Annotated in this window: 18 protein-coding genes; 5 read left to right on the forward strand and 13 right to left on the reverse strand. The window is 64.4% G+C overall.

Features of this window, described 5'->3' with window-relative positions; all coding sequences use genetic code 11:
- Positions 1-58 precede the first annotated feature (58 nt).
- From paaZ to paaA, 11 genes are read right to left on the reverse strand one after another with little or no spacing between them, the layout of a single operon-like run.
- Positions 59-2,113, reverse strand: a complete 2,055-nt coding sequence (gene paaZ, locus ACHAC9_RS04940; protein WP_435757722.1) for a phenylacetic acid degradation bifunctional protein PaaZ — start codon at positions 2,111-2,113, stop codon at positions 59-61.
- Between the two features lie 18 nt (positions 2,114-2,131).
- The gene (locus tag ACHAC9_RS04945) at positions 2,132-2,731 is read right to left on the reverse strand and encodes a phenylacetic acid degradation protein PaaY (RefSeq protein WP_435757724.1); all 600 of its coding nucleotides are present in this window, start codon (positions 2,729-2,731) and stop codon (positions 2,132-2,134) included.
- A gap of 13 nt (positions 2,732-2,744) precedes the next feature.
- Positions 2,745-4,061 (reverse strand): phenylacetate--CoA ligase PaaK, encoded by a 1,317-nt coding sequence (gene paaK / locus ACHAC9_RS04950; RefSeq protein WP_435757726.1) that lies wholly within the window; start codon positions 4,059-4,061, stop codon positions 2,745-2,747.
- Positions 4,062-4,078: 17 nt separating this feature from the next.
- Positions 4,079-4,525, reverse strand: coding sequence for a hydroxyphenylacetyl-CoA thioesterase PaaI (gene paaI / locus ACHAC9_RS04955; RefSeq protein WP_435757728.1), 447 nt, complete (start codon positions 4,523-4,525; stop codon positions 4,079-4,081).
- The gene (paaH, locus tag ACHAC9_RS04960) at positions 4,518-6,080 is read right to left on the reverse strand and encodes a 3-hydroxyacyl-CoA dehydrogenase PaaH (RefSeq protein WP_435757730.1); all 1,563 of its coding nucleotides are present in this window, start codon (positions 6,078-6,080) and stop codon (positions 4,518-4,520) included. Before paaH ends, paaI begins: the two co-directional genes overlap by 8 nt.
- Position 6,081: 1 nt before the next feature.
- Positions 6,082-6,873 carry a 2-(1,2-epoxy-1,2-dihydrophenyl)acetyl-CoA isomerase PaaG gene (gene paaG / locus ACHAC9_RS04965; protein WP_435757732.1) on the reverse strand — a complete coding sequence of 264 codons (792 nt, stop codon included), beginning with the start codon at positions 6,871-6,873 and terminating at the stop codon, positions 6,082-6,084.
- Positions 6,874-6,893: 20 nt separating this feature from the next.
- Complete coding sequence (paaE, locus tag ACHAC9_RS04970) at positions 6,894-7,970, reverse strand: 1,2-phenylacetyl-CoA epoxidase subunit PaaE (RefSeq protein WP_435757734.1); 1,077 nt, start codon at positions 7,968-7,970, stop codon at positions 6,894-6,896.
- A gap of 17 nt (positions 7,971-7,987) precedes the next feature.
- The gene (gene paaD / locus ACHAC9_RS04975) at positions 7,988-8,506 is read right to left on the reverse strand and encodes a 1,2-phenylacetyl-CoA epoxidase subunit PaaD (protein WP_435757736.1); all 519 of its coding nucleotides are present in this window, start codon (positions 8,504-8,506) and stop codon (positions 7,988-7,990) included.
- Entirely contained in the window at positions 8,506-9,264 is a 759-nt protein-coding gene (gene paaC, locus ACHAC9_RS04980) for a 1,2-phenylacetyl-CoA epoxidase subunit PaaC (RefSeq protein ID WP_435758093.1), read from the reverse strand. The genes paaD and paaC overlap by 1 nt, the downstream gene beginning before the upstream one ends.
- Positions 9,265-9,266: 2 nt before the next feature.
- Entirely contained in the window at positions 9,267-9,551 is a 285-nt protein-coding gene (gene paaB, locus ACHAC9_RS04985; protein ID WP_435757738.1) for a 1,2-phenylacetyl-CoA epoxidase subunit PaaB, read from the reverse strand.
- A gap of 26 nt (positions 9,552-9,577) precedes the next feature.
- Complete coding sequence (gene paaA / locus ACHAC9_RS04990; protein ID WP_435757740.1) at positions 9,578-10,567, reverse strand: 1,2-phenylacetyl-CoA epoxidase subunit PaaA; 990 nt, start codon at positions 10,565-10,567, stop codon at positions 9,578-9,580.
- A 106-nt stretch (positions 10,568-10,673) separates the two neighbouring features.
- On the opposite strand from paaA, the gene paaX reads away from it, so the two are divergent.
- From paaX to ACHAC9_RS05015, 5 genes are all read left to right on the forward strand, one after another.
- On the forward strand, positions 10,674-11,606 hold the full coding sequence (gene paaX, locus ACHAC9_RS04995) for a phenylacetic acid degradation operon negative regulatory protein PaaX (RefSeq protein ID WP_435757742.1): 933 nt from the start codon (positions 10,674-10,676) through the stop codon (positions 11,604-11,606).
- A gap of 41 nt (positions 11,607-11,647) precedes the next feature.
- The gene (locus ACHAC9_RS05000; RefSeq protein ID WP_435757744.1) at positions 11,648-12,793 is read left to right on the forward strand and encodes a M14 family metallopeptidase; all 1,146 of its coding nucleotides are present in this window, start codon (positions 11,648-11,650) and stop codon (positions 12,791-12,793) included.
- Positions 12,794-12,850: 57 nt separating this feature from the next.
- Positions 12,851-13,084: a hypothetical protein gene (locus ACHAC9_RS05005; protein WP_435757746.1), complete on the forward strand. Its 234-nt coding sequence runs from the start codon at positions 12,851-12,853 to the stop codon at positions 13,082-13,084.
- A 160-nt stretch (positions 13,085-13,244) separates the two neighbouring features.
- Entirely contained in the window at positions 13,245-14,762 is a 1,518-nt protein-coding gene (locus ACHAC9_RS05010; protein WP_435757748.1) for an ATPase domain-containing protein, read from the forward strand.
- On the forward strand, positions 14,749-16,485 hold the full coding sequence (locus ACHAC9_RS05015; protein ID WP_435757750.1) for a response regulator: 1,737 nt from the start codon (positions 14,749-14,751) through the stop codon (positions 16,483-16,485). Before ACHAC9_RS05010 ends, ACHAC9_RS05015 begins: the two co-directional genes overlap by 14 nt.
- Here the strand turns inward: ACHAC9_RS05015 and ACHAC9_RS05020 are convergent.
- Both ACHAC9_RS05020 and ACHAC9_RS05025 read right to left on the reverse strand, forming a co-directional pair.
- Positions 16,470-16,889, reverse strand: coding sequence for a DUF1801 domain-containing protein (locus ACHAC9_RS05020; protein ID WP_435757752.1), 420 nt, complete (start codon positions 16,887-16,889; stop codon positions 16,470-16,472). The two genes, ACHAC9_RS05015 and ACHAC9_RS05020, sit on opposite strands and share 16 nt — an antisense overlap.
- 17 nt (positions 16,890-16,906) lie before the next feature.
- Complete coding sequence (locus tag ACHAC9_RS05025) at positions 16,907-17,146, reverse strand: hypothetical protein (protein ID WP_435757754.1); 240 nt, start codon at positions 17,144-17,146, stop codon at positions 16,907-16,909.
- Between the last annotated feature and the right edge of the window lie 17 nt (positions 17,147-17,163).

The raw sequence follows: 17,163 nt of genomic DNA on the forward strand, positions 1-17,163 counted from the left end.
GGCGGGACGATGCCAGGCCGCCATGGAGGAATTTTTCACATGCTTCTCGAAGCGGGACTCAGTTCACGCGTTTCTGTACCAGTGTCAGGATATCGTAACTTGCCACGAGTTCGTCGTTCTGGTTCGTTACCTGTACGTCCCAGGCGACAACGCCCTGGCCACGGCCCTGTTCATCAAGGCGGTTGCGGTCGACCTTGCGCTTGCAGGTGAGCCTGGCGCGGATGGTGTCGCCGATCGCCACCGGCGCGACGAAACGCAGGTTGTCGAGACCGTAGTTGGCCAGCACGGGACCGGGCGCCGGCGAGACGAACAGGCCGGCGGCTGCCGACAACACGAAGTAGCCGTGCGCGATGCGCTTGCCGAACTGGGTGTCCTTTGCGGCGATCTCGTCGAAGTGCATGTAGAAATAGTCGCCCGAGACGCCGCCGAAATTGACGATGTCCGCTTCGCTCACGGTGCGGCGGTGGGTCAGCAGAGAATGGCCGATTTCCAGCTCTTCGAAGTGGCGGCGGAAGGGGTGGAGTTCCGATTCCTTCACCGCGCCGCCGCGCACATACTCTCCCGTCACGGCCGCCAGCATCGTCGGCGAGCCCTGCACCGCCGCGCGCTGCAGGAAGTGCTTCACGGCCCGAATCCCGCCCAGCTCTTCGCCGCCGCCCGCGCGGCCGGGACCGCCGTGCTTGAGTTGCGGCAGTGGCGAACCGTGACCCGTGTTGTCGACCGACGCTTCCTGGTCGAGGATCAGCACACGCCCGTGCGAGGCGGCGGCCACCGGCACCGCATGGGCGGCAATCGTCGGGCTTTTTGTGGCCAGGGTCGTGACCAGGCTGCCGCGGCCCAGCGCGGCCAGGTGCAGCGCCTCGTCGATATCGCGGTAGGTCATCATCGTGCTGACCGGGCCGAAGGCTTCGATGTCGTGCACCGCCGTGTTGATGGTCGCGTTGCGGCACAGGAGCAGGGTCGGCGCGAAGAAGGCGCCGTTCGCGACGCCCTCGCCCACCGGATTGAAGCCGTGACCGGCGCCGAAGATGACTTCATTGCCGCGCGCGAGCAGTTCGACGCGTTCCGACACGTCGCGGTGCTGGTCCATCGAGGCGAGCGCGCCCATGCGCACGCCTTCCATCTTCGGATTGCCGACCACGATTTTTGAGAGCCGGTCGCGCAGGCGCTCGCCCAGTGCGTCGACGTGCTGTTCGGGCACGATGATGCGGCGGATCGCCGTGCACTTCTGGCCGGCCTTGCCGGTCATCTCGCGCGCCACTTCTTTCACAAACAGGTCGAACTCGGGATCGCCTGGTGCGACGTCCGGCGCCAGGATCGCGCAGTTGAGCGAATCGGCTTCGGCCGTGAACGGCACCGATTCGCGGATCAGGTTCGGATTCGCGCGCAATTTGGCCGCGGTGTCGGCGGAACCCGTAAACGTGACGGCGTCGAAACCGGTCAGGCGATCCAGCAGGTCGCCGGTCGAGCCGATCACGAGCTGCAGTGCGCCTTCCGGCAGCAGGTTCGACTCCTGCATCATTTTGACGACCGCATGGGTCAGGTAGCTCGTTGCCGTGGCGGGCTTGCCGATGCACGGCATGGCCGCGAGGAAGCTCGGGGCGAATTTCTCGAGCAGGCCCCAGATCGGGAAGTTGAAGGCGTTGATGTGCACCGCGACGCCGCCGCGCGGCACCAGGATGTGGGTGCCGGCGAAGCCGCCGCGTTTACCGAGCGCGATGGCCGGGCCTTCGTGCAGCACGTTCGAGGATGGCAGTTCGCGCGAGCCCATGCTGGCGTAGGCGAACAGGGTGCCGATGCCGCCTTCGACGTCGACCCAGCTGTCCTGGCGCGTGGCGCCGGTCAGGTGCGAGATTTCGTACAGCTCTTCCTTGCGCTCCATCAGGTAGGTCGCCAAGGCTTTCAGGCGCTGGGCGCGGGTCTGGAAGTCGAGCTTCATCAGGCCAGGGACGCCGGTCTTGCGGGCGTAGGTGAGGGCTTCGTCGAAGTCGATTTTCTCAAGGTGGGTGTGGTAGACCAGCTGGCCGTCCAGTGCGCTGTGCAGCGGAGTGTTTGCTTCCTGGCCGATCCAGCGGTTGGCGATCCAGCTTTGCAGGGTGTTTGCTTGTGCCATTGTATTGTCTCCTCGGGATTATTTTTTTGGTAAGTGGCCACCGGTGGCGCTGAAGTCGAAGACGGGGCGGTTCGGTTCGATTTCCGTAAAAGCTTCGACTTCGCGCATGGTGTTCAGGGAGCGCGTGGTGAGCTGGTGGTACTGGTGCGTCCCAAAACTCTTCCACTTGATGTCTTCCTCGGTCAGCGCGCGCATCACCTTCGCCGGGGTACCGATCACCATGCTGCGCGGCGGGATGATCATGCCGGCTTTCACAAAACTCATGGCGGCGACGATCGATTCCTCGCCGACCTCGGCGCCGTCCATCACGACCGCGTTCATGCCGACCATGGCGTTGCGCTTGACGCGGCAGCCGTGCAGCACGGCGCCGTGGCCGATGTGGCCGTCGACTTCGATCACGGTCTCGCCATCCTCGAAGCCGTGCATGACGCAGGAATCCTGGATATTCGCGCCCTCTTCCAGGATCAGGCGGCCGAAGTCGCCGCGCAGGGAGGCCAGCGGGCCGATGTAGCAGCGCGGGCCGATGATGACGTCGCCGATCAGCACCGCGGTCGGATGCACATAGCTGGTCGGGTGCACCACCGGGCGCACGCCGTCGATTTCATAGACTTTGACCATGCCTGGTTCCCTCTCAGGTGTTTTTAGGACGCTTGTCGAGCACGCGCCGGGCCTTGCCGGTCATGGTGCGCTCGATCCCCATCGGCGGCGTCAATGTGACCTTGGTGGTGACGCCGACATAGGTCTTGATGCAGTGCTGCAGTTCGCCAGCCAGCGCGTCCACGGTCGCTTGCGGCTGGCCGGCCTCCTTCAGTTCGCCGAACACTTCCAGCGTGTCGAGATGGCCGTCGCGCGAGACCACCAGTTGGTACTGCGGCGCCAGCGCCGGCATCCTCAATACCAGCTCTTCGATCTGGCTCGGGAACACGTTCACGCCGCGAATGATCAGCATGTCGTCCGAGCGGCCCGTGATGCGGTCCATGCGGCGCATCGAACGCGAGGTCGGCGCCAGCAAACGCGTCAGATCGCGCGTGCGGTAGCGGATGATCGGCAGCGCTTCTTTCGTCAGCGAGGTGAATACCAGCTCGCCCTCTTCACCGTCGGGCAGCACTTCGCCGGTGTCCGGGTCGATGATCTCGGGATAGAAATGGTCTTCCCAAATCACCGGGCCATCCTTGCTCTCGATGCATTCGCTGGCCACGCCCGGGCCCATGACTTCGGACAGGCCGTAGATGTCCACCGCGTCCAGCCCCGCTTCGGCTTCGATCGTGCGCCGCATTTCATTGGTCCAGGGTTCGGCGCCGAAGATGCCGACCTTCAGCGAAGACGCCGCCGGATCGAGCCCCTGGCGCTTGAATTCCTCGACGATGTTGAGCATGTAGGACGGCGTGACCATGATGATCGACGGCTCGAAGTCGCAGATCAGCTGCACCTGCTTTTCCGTCTGCCCGCCCGACATCGGGATCACGGTACAGCCCAGGCGCTCGGCGCCATAGTGGGCGCCCAGGCCCCCGGTGAACAGGCCATAGCCGTAGGCGATGTGCACCATGTCGCCCTGGCGGCCACCGGCCGCGCGGATCGAGCGTGCGACCACGTCGGCCCAGGTGTCGATGTCCTTCTTCGTATAGCCGACCACCGTCGGGCGCCCGGTCGTGCCGGACGAGGCGTGCACGCGCACCACCTGCTCGCGCGGTACGGCGAACAGGTCGAACGGGTAGTTGTCGCGCAGGGTCTTCTTCTCGGTGAACGGGAATTTCGCCAGATCGGCAAGCGACTTCAGGTCGCCCGGATGCACGCCTGCGTCATCGAAAGCCTTGCGGTAGTGCGGCACATTGTCGTACGCATGCTGGAGCGACCATGTCAGGCGTTCCAGCTGCAGCGCTTGCAGTTCGTCGCGGCTGGCGCGTTCGATCGCCTCCAGCTCGCCTGGCGAGGGAATACGTTGGACCATGTGAGCCTCCTTGTGGACTATGCGGCGGCGGCGGCGACGTCGGCCACCATGCCGCTCACGCGGTGCGACTTGCCGCGAAAGAGCGCGATCGTGCGCCCTTCTTCGTTTTTCACCGTGATGTCGTAGACGCCGGTTTTGCTAAGCAGCGCCTGCTCGAGCGCTTCCGCCACCAGCAGGTCGCCTTCACGGCCAGGCGCCAGGTAGTCGATCGTGCAGCCGGCGCCGACCGTGTTGAAATTGTGGGAGTTGCAGGCAAACGCAAAAGCGCTGTCGGCCAGCATGAAGATGTAGCCGCCGTGGCAGGTCTGGTGCCCGTTGAGCATGTCGGCGCGCACGCGCATCGACATGCGCGCATAACCGGGACGAATTTCGTCGAGCTTCATGCCGAGTGCCTGGCTGGCCGGGTCGCGCTCGTACATCGTTTTGCCGGCCAGTTCGGCCAGCTGTTGTGGATTGCTATGCATGAAAACGGGCTCCGGTGGGATTGGCGGCGAGCTTGCGGCGCAGGAGCGGCGAGACGCGGTAACGGTCTTCGCCATAGGCGGCGGCGAGGTTGGCCAGTACCGTCACGATGTGGGCGATGCCGACGGCATCCATCCAGGCCAGCGGCCCGCGCGGGTAGTTCACGCCCTTCTGCATCGCAATGTCGACCGCGACCGCGCTGCACACGCCCTGATTCACGGCGTCGGCCGCCTCGTTGGCGAGCATGGCGACGGTGCGCATCACGGCCATGCCGGGCAGGTCGTCGAGGCGCGTGACGGCGAAGCCGGCCGCCTGGAACAGGCCGACGGCAGCCCCGTATGCCTCGTCGCTGCACTGGTCGGCGCGGGCCAGCGCAATGCGCGTGGCTTTTGCGTGGTCCAGCAGCAGGTCGTAGACGACCGTGTTCGGGTGCTTGTTGGCGGCGGCGCGTTCGGTGGCAGTGCGTCCGTCGGTGAGGAAGATCGCGGCGCCATTCGTGTGGAAGGCCGGCGCCTCATGTTTCTCGGCGCCTTGCAGCGGCTCGCGGTGGGCGACCGTGAAACCGGCAGCAAGCAGGCGTGCTTCCATCGGGCTCAGGATACTGGATGTGACTTCGCGCGCGACGCTGATGCCGACCGTGTGCGGGCTTGGCTGCTGTGACTCGACCTGTGCGCCTGGTTTGCTTGCATCGTCGCCATAGCGATAAAAGCCGCGCCCCGATTTACGGCCGAGAAAACCGGCATTCACCAGTTCCTGCTGCAGCACCGATGGGGTAAAACGCTGGTCGCTGAAATAGGCCGCGTGCACCGATTGCGTGACCGAGAAATTCACGTCGTGGCCGATCAGGTCCATCAATTCGAAGGGACCCATGCGAAAACCCCCGCAATCGCGCATCACCGCGTCCAGCGTCGGCGCATCGGCCGCGCCTTCCTGCAGCAGGCGCAATGCCTCGGCATAGTAGGGGCGGGCGACGCGATTGACGATGAAGCCGGGCGTCGATTTCGCATGCACCGGGTCCTTGCCCCAGGCTTGCGCGGTGGCGTAGACGGTGTCGGCAACATGTTGATCGGTTGCCAGACCGCTGACCACTTCGACCAGCGCCATCAAGGGCACGGGATTGAAGAAGTGCATGCCGACCAGGCGCTCCGGATGGCGCAACTGGGCGCCGATCGCGGTGACCGAGAGCGAGGAGGTGTTCGTCGCCAGGATGCAGCGCGCGTCGACGATGGACTCCAGCTCGGCAAACAGCGCACGCTTGGCATTGAGGTTCTCGACGATCGCTTCCACCACCAGCGCCGCCTCGCTAAGCCCCGCCAGCGAGTCAACGCTCTGCAGGCGATCGCGTGCGAGGTCGGCTTGCGCCGCGCTCATGCGGCCCTTGTCGACCAGTTTGTCGTAAACCTTGCCGATATCAAGGATCGCTTTTGCTGCCGCCTCGGGCCGCGTATCGAACAGGCGCACCTCGTGGCCGCTGCTGGCCGCCACCTGCGCGATACCGGCACCCATAGCGCCGCTGCCGATCACCGCCACGACACTGCCGCTTGCCAGTGCCGGCATCTTATTCTCCCTTGAACTGGGCCGGGCGCTTGGCGATGAAGGCGGCGACGCCTTCGCGGTAGTCGTGGCTGTAGCCGAGTTCGCGCATCATCTCGCCCTCGAGTTTCAGCTGTTCCGGCAGCGTGTTGGCGTAGCTCGCCTGCAGCGCTTTCTTGGTAAATGCCAGACCACGGGTTGCTGCGCTGGCGAAGTGGTCGGCCATGGCCAGCGCTTCGTCCATCAGCGCCTCGTCGGGCACGCAGCGCCAGATCAGGCCCCACTCTTCCGCCTTCTCGGCCGACAGTTTGTCGCCCAGCATCGCCAGACCCGTGGCGCGCGCGTGGCCGATCAGGCGCGGCAAGTGCCAGGTGCCGCCGGTGTCCGGAATCAGGCCGAGTTTACAAAAGGCTTCGATGAAGCTGGCCGATTTAGCCGCCAGCACGATGTCGCAGGCCAGCGCGAGGTTCGCGCCGGCGCCGGCGGCCACGCCGTTGACGGCGCAGATGACCGGCATCGGCAGGCTGCGCAAGGTCATCACCAGCGGCGCATAGAATTTTTCGACCGATTCGCCGAGGTCCACGCCCGGCGCGCCTGGCGCCACGGCACGGTCGCCCAGGTCCTGGCCGGCGCAGAAACCGCGGCCGGCGCCGGTCAGCACCAGTACGCGCACCGATTTGTCGGCCTGCAGTGTATCCAGCGCGTCGCGCACTTCAAGGTGCATTGCCTGGGTAAAGCTGTTCAGGCGGTCCGGGCGATTCAGGGTGAGGACGGCAACGCCGTTTTCAATCGTGAATAAAATCGATTCGTAGCTCATGGTGTCTCCTCCAGTTCTTATTATTCGTGCTGGTCGAAATCGACGATCACCGTATCCGTGATCGGGAAAGCCTGGCAGCTCAGTACGAAGCCGCGCGCGACTTCGTAGTCCTCCAAGGCGTAGTTCACGTCCATCTCGACATTGCCCTCGACGACCTTGCAGCGGCAAGTCGAGCAGACGCCGCCCTTGCACGAGTAGCGCATGTCGATGCCGGCGCGCAGGCCGGCGTCCAGAATCGATTCCTTGTCCTTGTCCATCGTAAAACTGGCGGCGCTGCCGTCCATGATCACGGTGACTTCGGTTTGGTGGCGTGCGCCTTCCACGACCGGGCGCGGCTTGTGTTCGTGCTTGGGGATGCTGGCGGCGAACAGCTCGATCCGGATTTTTTCCTTGGCCATGCCGCCTTCCTGCAGCGACTTGGAGACGCCGTGCATCATGTCTTCCGGGCCGCAGATGAAGGCGATGTCGATGGCATCAAGGTCGATCCAGTGCTTGAGGAAGGCGCTGCATTTCTCGCCGGTGATGCGGCCGTTGAAGAGTTCAATGTCCTGCTGCTCGCGGCTCATCACATAGACCAGCTTCAGGCGGCCCATGTAGATATCCTTCAGGTCGGTCAGCTCGTCGCGGAAGATGACGGATGACGACGCGCGGTTGCCGTAGACGAGCGTGAAGCGGCTCTTCGGCTCGGCCAACAAGGTGGTCTTGATGATCGACAGGATCGGGGTGATGCCGCTGCCGGCGGCAAAGGCGAGATAGTGGCGTTCGCTGTTCGGGTCGAGCGGCACGTTGAAGTGGCCCATCGGCGGCATCACTTCCAGCGTGGCGCCGGGCTTCAGGCTTTCGTTGGCCCAGCTCGAGAACAGGCCGCCGGGCGTGCGCTTGATCGCCACGCGCAGCAGGTCGTCCTGCACGGCCGAGCAGATCGAATAGGAGCGGCGCACGTCCTCGCCGGAGATCTCAGCGCGCAGCGTCAGGTGCTGGCCCTGCTGGTAGGCGAAGGTTTGTTTCAGTTCCGGCGGCACGGCGAAGGTGACGGCGACCGCGTCGCGCGTCTCGTGCTTCACCTTGGCCACGGTGAGTGGATAGAATTTGCTCATGGTCGCTTGGTGGTCGCTCAGTGGCACTTGAAATAATCGAAAGGTTCGCGGCAGTCGAGGCATTTGTACAGCGCCTTGCACGGGGTCGAACCGAACTGGCTGGTCAACTGGGTGTGCTTCGAGCCGCAGTTCGGGCAGCTCACTTCGGGCTCCACGAAGCTGCCGCGCTTGACGCCGCCGCGCAGGCCGCTGATGTCGATCGCCTGCTGTGCCGGCGGCGCGATGCCATAGCCTTTTAATGCCGCCTTGCCGGTCTCGCTCATCCAGTCGGTGGTCCACGCCGGGGACAGGCGGTTCACCAGGCGGACCTTGTCCAGGCCGTGCGCGTGCAGGGCCTCGGTCACGGCTTCGCTGATGACCTGCATCGCCGGGCAGCCCGAATAGGTCGGGGTGATGGTGACCACGCATGCGTCGCCGTCGAAAGCGACGTCGCGCACGATGCCGAGATCGACGACCGAGATCACCGGGATCTCGGGGTCGGGCACTTCACCGAGCCAGGACCATATCTGGTCAAGCGTGGCCTGCGTGGCGTTCATTACCACTCGGCTCCAGGGTAGGCGCGCTGCAGGAACTGCATCTCGGCCAGGATGAAGCCGAGGCGTTCCGTGTGGCGGCCTGCCTTGCCGCCGCGCTGCATGTAGGCGTCCGGAGACGGCATGCTCAAGGTGGCTTCGACCAGGATATCGTTCACGTGGTCGAGGAAGGCGGCGCGCAGACCGTCAGCTGGCGGTGCGATCCCCTGCTCCACCATCGCGTTGTCGACCTCGTCGTAGATGAAGAATTCGCCGCCGTACATCCAGAGATCGTCCAGCGCCGCCTGCATCATCTTGTGGCTGACATCGGTGCCGTCACCCAGGCGCACGACCAGGTCTCCGCTGCGGCGCAGGTGGTAGGTGATTTCCTTGAACGACTTTTCCGCGATGTCGGCGATGCGTGAATCGGTCGATTGCAGCAGGCCCTGCATCAGGAAGTAGTGCCAGCTATCGAACAGGAACTGGCGCATCATCGTTTCGGCATAGCTGCCATTCGGCTGCTCGACCAGCAGGCAGTTGCGGTACTCGCCGGCGTCGCGGTGGAAGGCCAGCTTGTCTTCGTCGCGTCCCTGCCCTTCGAGTTCGCCCGCATAGGTCAGCCACATGCGGGTTTGACCGAGCAAGTCGAGCGCGACGTTGGTCAGCGCCATGTCTTCTTCCAGCGCCGGGCCCTTGCCGCACAGCTGCGAGAGCTGTTGCGAGAGGATCAGGGCGTTGTCGGCCTGACGCAGCAGGTATTGAATTTTCGCGTCCACGGCCATGCTCACAGGTTTTTCACTTCTTCCGGCATCGGGAAGAAGGTCGGGTGGCGATAGACCTTGCTGTTGGCCGGTTCGAACAGCGCTTCCTTGTCCGATGGGCTGGAAGCGACGATATCGACGGCGCGGATCACCCAGATCGAGACGCCTTCGTTGCGGCGCGTGTAGACGTCGCGCGCGTTGTTGATCGCCATTTCGGCGTCAGGGGCGTGCAGGCTGCCGACGTGCTTGTGGGCCAGGCCGTGCTGGCTGCGGATGAATACTTCCCACAGGGGCCATTCTTTGCTCATGGTTTGTCTCCGGTGTTGCAGAATTTTTAAGCGGCGGCTTTTTTAGCGGCTTGCTTGTCGGCGTGGGCAACCAGGGCATCGCGGAACCATTCGCCGTCGTCCCAGGCTTTGACGCGCGTGCGCAGGCGGTCGCGGTTGCACGGACCGTTGCCCTTGAGGACGTTGTTGAACTCGCTCCAGTCGATCTCGCCGAATTCGTAGTGGCCGGTGTCGGCGTTGAATTTCAGGTCGGGATCGGGCACCGTGAGGCCGAGATACTCGGCTTGCGGCACGGTCTGGTCGACCATGCGCTGGCGCAGTTCGTCGTTCGAGAACAGCTTGATGCGCCATTTGCTCGACTGCGCGCTGTTCACCGATTCGGCGTCCGACGGGCCAAACATCATGAGCGAGGGCCACCACCAGCGGTTCAGCGCATCTTGCGCCATCGCCTTTTGTTCCGGCGTGCCCTTCGCGAGGCTCATCATGATGTCGTAGCCCTGGCGTGCGTGGAAGGACTCTTCCTTGCAGACGCGGATCATGGCGCGCGCATACGGGCCGTACGAGCAGCGGCACAGCGGGATCTGGTTGATGATGGCCGAGCCGTCGACCAGCCAGCCGACCGCGCCCATGTCGGCCCAGCTAAGGGTCGGATAATTGAAGATGCTCGAATATTTTGCTTTCCCCGAGTGCAGTGCGGCGAGCAGCTCGTCGCGCGACACGCCCAGGGTTTCGGCGGCGCTATACAAATATAAGCCGTGCCCGGCTTCGTCCTGGATTTTCGCCAGCAAGACGGACTTGCGTTTCAGCGTAGGCGCGCGCGTTACCCAGTTGCCTTCGGGCAGCTGGCCGACGATTTCGGAGTGCGCGTGCTGGGAGATCTGGCGCACCAGCGTCTTGCGGTAGGCCTCCGGCATCCAGTCCTTCGCTTCGATCTTCACGCCGGCGTCGATGCGGGCCTGGAAGGCCTGCTCCTCAAGCGACATGTCTTCGTGAGTCTGGACCTTTTTCAGGCCCGTTTCTACCAGTTGCGCATACATGGTCAGTCTCCCATTGCAAACATCGTCCAACAATAATACGATACAGAAAACGAGATGTACACCAAAATTTTGAATCATATCCAGCAGCATTAAAATACGAATTTGCATGAAACAAATGACCAGCACCGAGTGGATCGCGCACGCGCTTGCCGCTGAACCGCTACGCTCAAAATCCCTGGTGATGACGGTGATGGGCGACGCCATCGCACCCCATGGCGGCGTGGCCTGGCTGGGCAGCCTGATCGAATTGTTGGCCCCGCTTGGCGTCACCGACCGGCTGGTGCGCACCAGCGTGTTCCGGCTGGTGCAGGAAGGCTGGCTGACGGCCAGCCGCGAGGGACGGCGCAGCCGCTACGCGTTCGACGCGAAGTCCTTGCCGCGCTTCCAGCGCGCCGACCGCCGCATCTACGCCCCGCCCGGCCTGCACTGGGATGGGCGCTGGACGCTGGTGCTGGCGCCGAACGGCAGCATCGACGGCGGCCTGCGCGCGGCGGTGAGGAAGGAACTCGAATGGGAAGGCTTTGCCATGCTCGCACCAGGCGTGCTGGCGCGCCCAGGCGCCGATGCCGAGGGGCTGCTCGACGCGCTCGAGCGTACCGGCGCGCGCGACAAGGTATTCGTGGTCAGCGCGGCCGAGTTGCCCCATGTGGGCTCGCGGCCGCTGCAGGAACTTGTGGGCGAAGGCTGGGATCTGACAGCTGTGGCGCAGAGCTATTGCGGATTTATCGACCAGTTCACGCCGCTGCTGACCTTGTTGCGCGACGAAGCGCAGGTGGCGCCGCCGGATGCGTTTGCGATTCGTTCGCTCTTGATTCATGCCTACCGGCGGCTGCAGCTGCACGATCCGATGCTGCCGATCGCGTTGTTACCGGATCCGTGGCCGGGGTCGGATGCGTACCAGGTGGCGCGGGCGGTGTATTTGATGGTGGCGGCGCAGGCGGAGGTGCATATCGATGCGGTGCTCAAGCGCGAGGATGCATCGGCGCCAGCGGCCGACGACGCGTTTTATCAGCGGTTTGGGGGATTGCGGGGCGGATAAGTTGGTATCATCTCGGCTTTACGCCTTCTACGGGACACACCATGTCTATCAAGATCAGCAGCCAGTTCGACGCCGGCGCCATCGAGATCGTGAACGCCACGAGCGCGAACGCCATCGATCTGAACATCCGCAAGGACTCGCACGCCGATATCATCCAGTGGTTCTACTTCCGCTTGCAGGGCGCGGAAGGCCAGGCTTGCACCATGCGCTTGCTGAACGCCGGCCAGGCCGCTTATCCGGCCGGCTGGGAAGACTACCAGGCGATGGCCAGCTATGACCGCATCAACTGGTTCCGCGTGCCGACCACCTTCGACGGCCAGGTCATGACGATCGAGCACACCCCTGGCATGGACAGCGTCTACTACGCGTATTTTGAGCCGTATTCGTTCGAACGCCACCTGGAACTGCTCGACCGCGCGCAGATGAGCGAAAACGTGCGCATGCTCGATCTCGGTTCGACCGTCGACGGGCGCGACCTGAACATGCTGGTCATCGGCGAGCCGGCTGAAGGTAAAAAGAAGGTCTGGGTCATCGCGCGCCAGCACCCGGGCGAGACGATGGCCGAGTGGTTTGTCGAAGGCATGCTCGACGCCCTGCTCGACCCGGCCCACCCGTTCGCACGCCAGCTCCTGAACGAAGCGGTGTTCTACGTGGTCCCGAACATGAACCCGGACGGCTCGGTGCGCGGCAACCTGCGCACCAACGCGGCCGGCGCCAACCTGAATCGCGAGTGGCTCAACCCGACCATGGAACGCAGCCCGGAAGTCTTCCTGGTGCGCCAGAAGATGCATGAGACGGGCGTCGACCTGTGCCTGGACGTGCACGGCGACGAAGGCCTGCCCTACGTGTTCGTGGCCGGCAGCGAATCCCTGCCGACGTTTACGCCAGAACAGGACGCAGCCCAGAAGCGTTTCATTGCCGACTTCAAAATCGCCAGCCCGGACTTCCAGGACGTGCATGGCTATGGCGAATCGCCCTATACCGACGAGACGCTGACCATGGGCTCGCCCCACATCACGCACGCTTTCGGCTGCCTGTCGCTGACGCTTGAACTGCCGTTCAAGGACAACGCCAACGACCCCGACCCGCAAGTGGGCTGGGACGGCGCACGCAGCGCCCGTCTTGGCGCAGCAGTGTTGCAGCCGGTGCTGCAATCGATCCGCACACGACGTGACGCATTGAATTAACCAGTACGAACGCCCCGCCAGCCGGGGCGTTGTCTCATCCCAGAAAGAACACGCACCATGACCATCTTCTCCGCCTCCGTCTTCGACGCCACCGTCATCTACAATGGCCAGGAACTCTTCAAAGGCCAGGGCTCGGCCACCATGTGGGCCGAAAAAGTCGCCAAGGAACTCGAGACCCCCATCAGCGTCGAAAAGATCGGCACCGGCTGGGCCCTGCGCGGTCGGGTCGACGGGGAAGATGTCAGCTGGGGTATTTACGGCCAGCGCCTGAGCCGCATCGAAGCTGTCTGAGCGTGCCCGAGCGCACATTAAAGCATGGAAAAATAGCATTATAATAAGTTCATCAGCACTGTCGCGAACGTCGGCAACGCTACCAACATCCGGTCGGGCTTGCGACGGCGTCCGCCGCCATGCAGCAGCAGTCGCCCCGGTCAACCGATAGGCCGTGCCCATGAACTCTCCAGCTTCCCTCCGCACCGCAGAATCGAATCCCGTCCCGCGCATGTCGACCGGCGTCGCCGGTCTCGACGACATCCTCGGTGGCGGCCTGACGCCGCAGCGTATCTACCTGGTCGAGGGTTCGCCCGGCTCCGGCAAGACCACGCTCGGCCTGCAGTTCCTGCTCGACGGCGCCGCCAAAGGGGACTGCGGCGTGTATATCACCCTGTCCGAAACGTCCGAGGAATTGCGCGCCGTGGCGGCGACGCACGGCTGGTCGCTCGATGCGCTCTCGCTGTTCGAGCTGGCCGGCGACGAGGCGCTCGACCTCGACGCCCAGCAGTCGGTATTCCACCCGTCCGAAATCGAACTCGGCGAGACGACGCGCAACGTGATGAAGCACGTCGACGAGGTGAAACCGGTGCGCCTGGTATTCGACAGCCTGTCGGAAATGCGCCTGCTGGCGCAAAATCCCTTGCGCTACCGGCGCCAGATCCTGGCGCTGAAACATTTTTTTGGCTCCCGACACTGTACCGTGCTCCTGCTCGACGACAAAACCAGTACCTCCGACCAGCACCTGCACAGCATCGTCCACGGCGTGATCAGCCTCGATCAGATCACCAAGGACTTCGGCAAGCAGCGCCGCCGCGTCAACATCATCAAGATGCGCGGCATCCACTTTCGCGGCGGCTACCACGACTATGCACTGAAAACGGGCGGCATCACGATGTACCCGCGCCTGGTCGCGGCCGAGCACAGGCTCGACTTCGTGCCGCAGATGCGCTCCACCGGATCGGCAGGCATGGACCAGCTGCTGGGCGGCGGAATGGTCAGCGGCACCAACATGCTCGTCGTCGGCCCGTCCGGCATCGGCAAGAGCACGCTCTCGGCACGCTGCCTGCTGTCGGCCCTCGAGCGCGGCGAAAAGGCCTCGTACTACCTGTTCGACGAGGGCCTGGGCACCTTTTTCGCCCGCACGACAGCGCTGGGCATCGACCTGCGCGCCTTCGCCGCGAATGGCCAGTTGCGCATCCACCACATCGACCCGGCCGAACTGTCGCCGGGCGAATTCGCGCAAATGCTGCGCGACGAGGTCGAGCAGCGCCAGGTGAGCTTCATCGTCATCGACAGCCTGAATGCCTACCTGCAGGCGATGCCGGGCGAGCAATACCTGATGCTGCAGATGCACGAGCTGCTGTCCTACCTGAACCAGCAGGGCGTCACCACCTTGCTGGTGCTCGGCCAGCATGGCCTGATCGGTGAAGTGCGCTCCGACGTCGACCTGAGCTACCTGGCCGACACCACGGTGCTGCTGCGCTTTTTTGAAGCGAATGGCCGCCTGCGCCGCGCCATCACCGTCATGAAGAGCCGCGCCGCCAGCCATGCAATGACCATTCACGAACTGCAGCTGGGCTCCGACGGGGTGCGCATCGGTGAGCCGCTCGAAGGCTTCCAGGGCGTGCTCAGCGGCCTGCCCAATTACCACGGTTCGACCAAGATGATGGTCTCCCGTCCGCATGCAGCCGAGTAAATCGCTGGAAGAGCGCATCCTGATCTTCGCGCCCCATGGGCGCGATGCGCAGGTCATGTGTTCGGTGCTGACCCAGGACGGCTTCGCCTGCGACACCGTCAACACCGTCGACGAATTCGCCGCCAGCATTGCCGCCGGCGCGGGGGCTGCCATCGTCGCCGAGGAAGCCCTGGAAAGCATCGACCTGGCGCGCCTGCGCGCCTGGCTCGAGGCCCAGGAACACTGGTCGGATTTTCCTTTCGTCGTGCTGCTTACCCGGGTCAGCGGGCCGCCCGCCGACGGCGCCAGGGCGCGCCTGGGGGAACTCGGCAACGTGATCCTGCTCGAGCGCCCGCTGAACGCGCAGACACTGCGCAGCGCCGCCATGTCGGTGTTGCGCGCGCGCCGCCGCCAGTACCAGGCACGCGACGTGCTGCTCGATCGCGAGCGCACCGCCGAAAGCCTGCGCCAGAGCCAGGAAGCGCTGGTGCACCTGAACGAAACGCTGGAACTGCGCATCGAGGAGCGTACCCGCGCGCTGGCCCAGGCCAACGACCGCCTGATGAACGAGGTGATCGAGCGCGAGCGCGTGCAGCAGGCAATGGTCCAGTTCCAGAAGATGGAAGCGGTCGGGCGCCTGACCGGCGGTATCGCCCACGATTTCAACAACCTGCTCAACGTGGTCCAGGGCAGCATGGACCTGATCCTCATGATGTCGAAGGACGAGGTGGCGAAACAACGCGCCGAAGTGGCGCGCCGGGCCTGCCAGCGCGGCGGCAAGCTCACCAGCCAGCTGCTGGCCTTCTCGCGCAACCAGAGCCTCGATTTGCGCCCGCTCGACGTGAACACCCTGTTCGAAGGCGTGCGCGAACTGGTGTCCACCTCGCTCGGCTCGAGCATCCGCCTGGCATTCGAGGTCGAGCTCGACACCGCCAACATCATGGCCGACATGAACCAGATGGAGATGGCGCTCCTGAACCTGGCGATCAATGCGCGCGACGCCATGGATGGCGGCGGCGAACTGCGCTTCCATGCGGGCCTCGCCCTGCCCCCGGCCGGGCTCCTGCCTCCCGGCGACTACGTGCGCATCGCCGTCACCGACAGCGGCGAAGGCATGCCGCCGGAAGTGGCCGCACGCGTGTTCGAACCCTTCTTCACCACCAAGGGCGTCGGCAAGGGGACCGGCCTGGGTCTCTCCCAGGTCTACGGCATGGCCCAGCAATCGGGCGGGGCGGCGCGCATCCTGAGCGAACAAGGCGTCGGCACGACGGTGGAGATCTGGCTGCGCGCCGCCGGCGCCGACGCCGACTTGCAGCCTGCGGCGGTTCCGGCGCCTGCTGCCGCGGCCCGCGCGGGCGTACGCATCCTGGTGGTCGAGGACGACAATTTCGTGCGCGAATCGATGGTCGAATCGCTGGAGGCGCTCGGCCATACCGTGGCGCAGGCATCGAACGGCGAAGCGGGCCTGCTCGAACTGCAGCGTGCGCGCCCCGACCTGATCATCACCGATTACCTGATGCCGGGCATGACCGGCGCCGAACTGGTACTGGTTGCACGCGCGGAGCTGCCGGGCGTACCGATGATCATCGCTACCGGCTATGCCGACATGAAGGCGATCGAACAGGTGATCGGGGACGACATGCTGCTGCGCAAACCGTTTCAACTGGCGGAGCTGGCGGCAACCGTGGAGCGCGCCTTGCAGAAGATGGATGGCGAGGCGGACGCCGGTCAAGCGCCGCCGTAGAGCGCTGCAGTGGTGGCGATCGATTCGCGCACCAGTTGTTCGAGGACGGCGAGGTCGACCTCGGCCAGGGTGCGCACATACAGGCAGGCCTTGCCGATCTTGTGCCGGCCGAGCTTGGCCAGCAGCGCTTCTCGCTCCTCGAAGCCGCTCAGGTAAATGCTGATGTCGCCCTTGCGCGAAGAAAAGCCGACCAGGGGGGCGTCGCCTTCGCGCCCGCTGGCGTAGCGGTAGTGATAGCTGCCGAAACCGACGATGGCCGCGCCCCACATGACCGGCGGCTGGCCCGTGACCCGCTCCATCAAACCGGCCAGGGCCAGGCAGTCGGCGCGGCGTACCGGATCTTCGATCGCACCCAGATACGCCTGCGCGTCGGCGGGAGTCGGCTGCGTCTTGTTGGCGGCCATTGCGCTGATGCTGCCGCTTACAGCTGCACGCCCAGGTTCTTTTCCACCCACGCATGCGCATCTTCGACGGTGTCGAAGTGCACGGTGGCGATCACCGTCTTGTCGTGCGCCAGGCAGCTGAGGTAGACACGCTTTTCGTCGGCTGAACTCAGCAAATCGGACTGGGGCGACAGTTCGACCGATGCCACCAGGTCGAGGTTCAGCAGCACCGCCTTCTTCGGGTTGTTTTCTTTGTCGATGCGAATGAACTTGCTCATGCTATTCCTTGTTTGAT

It is taken from the genome of Massilia sp. CMS3.1, assembly GCF_051262535.1.
Lineage (GTDB): Bacteria > Pseudomonadota > Gammaproteobacteria > Burkholderiales > Burkholderiaceae_D > Telluria.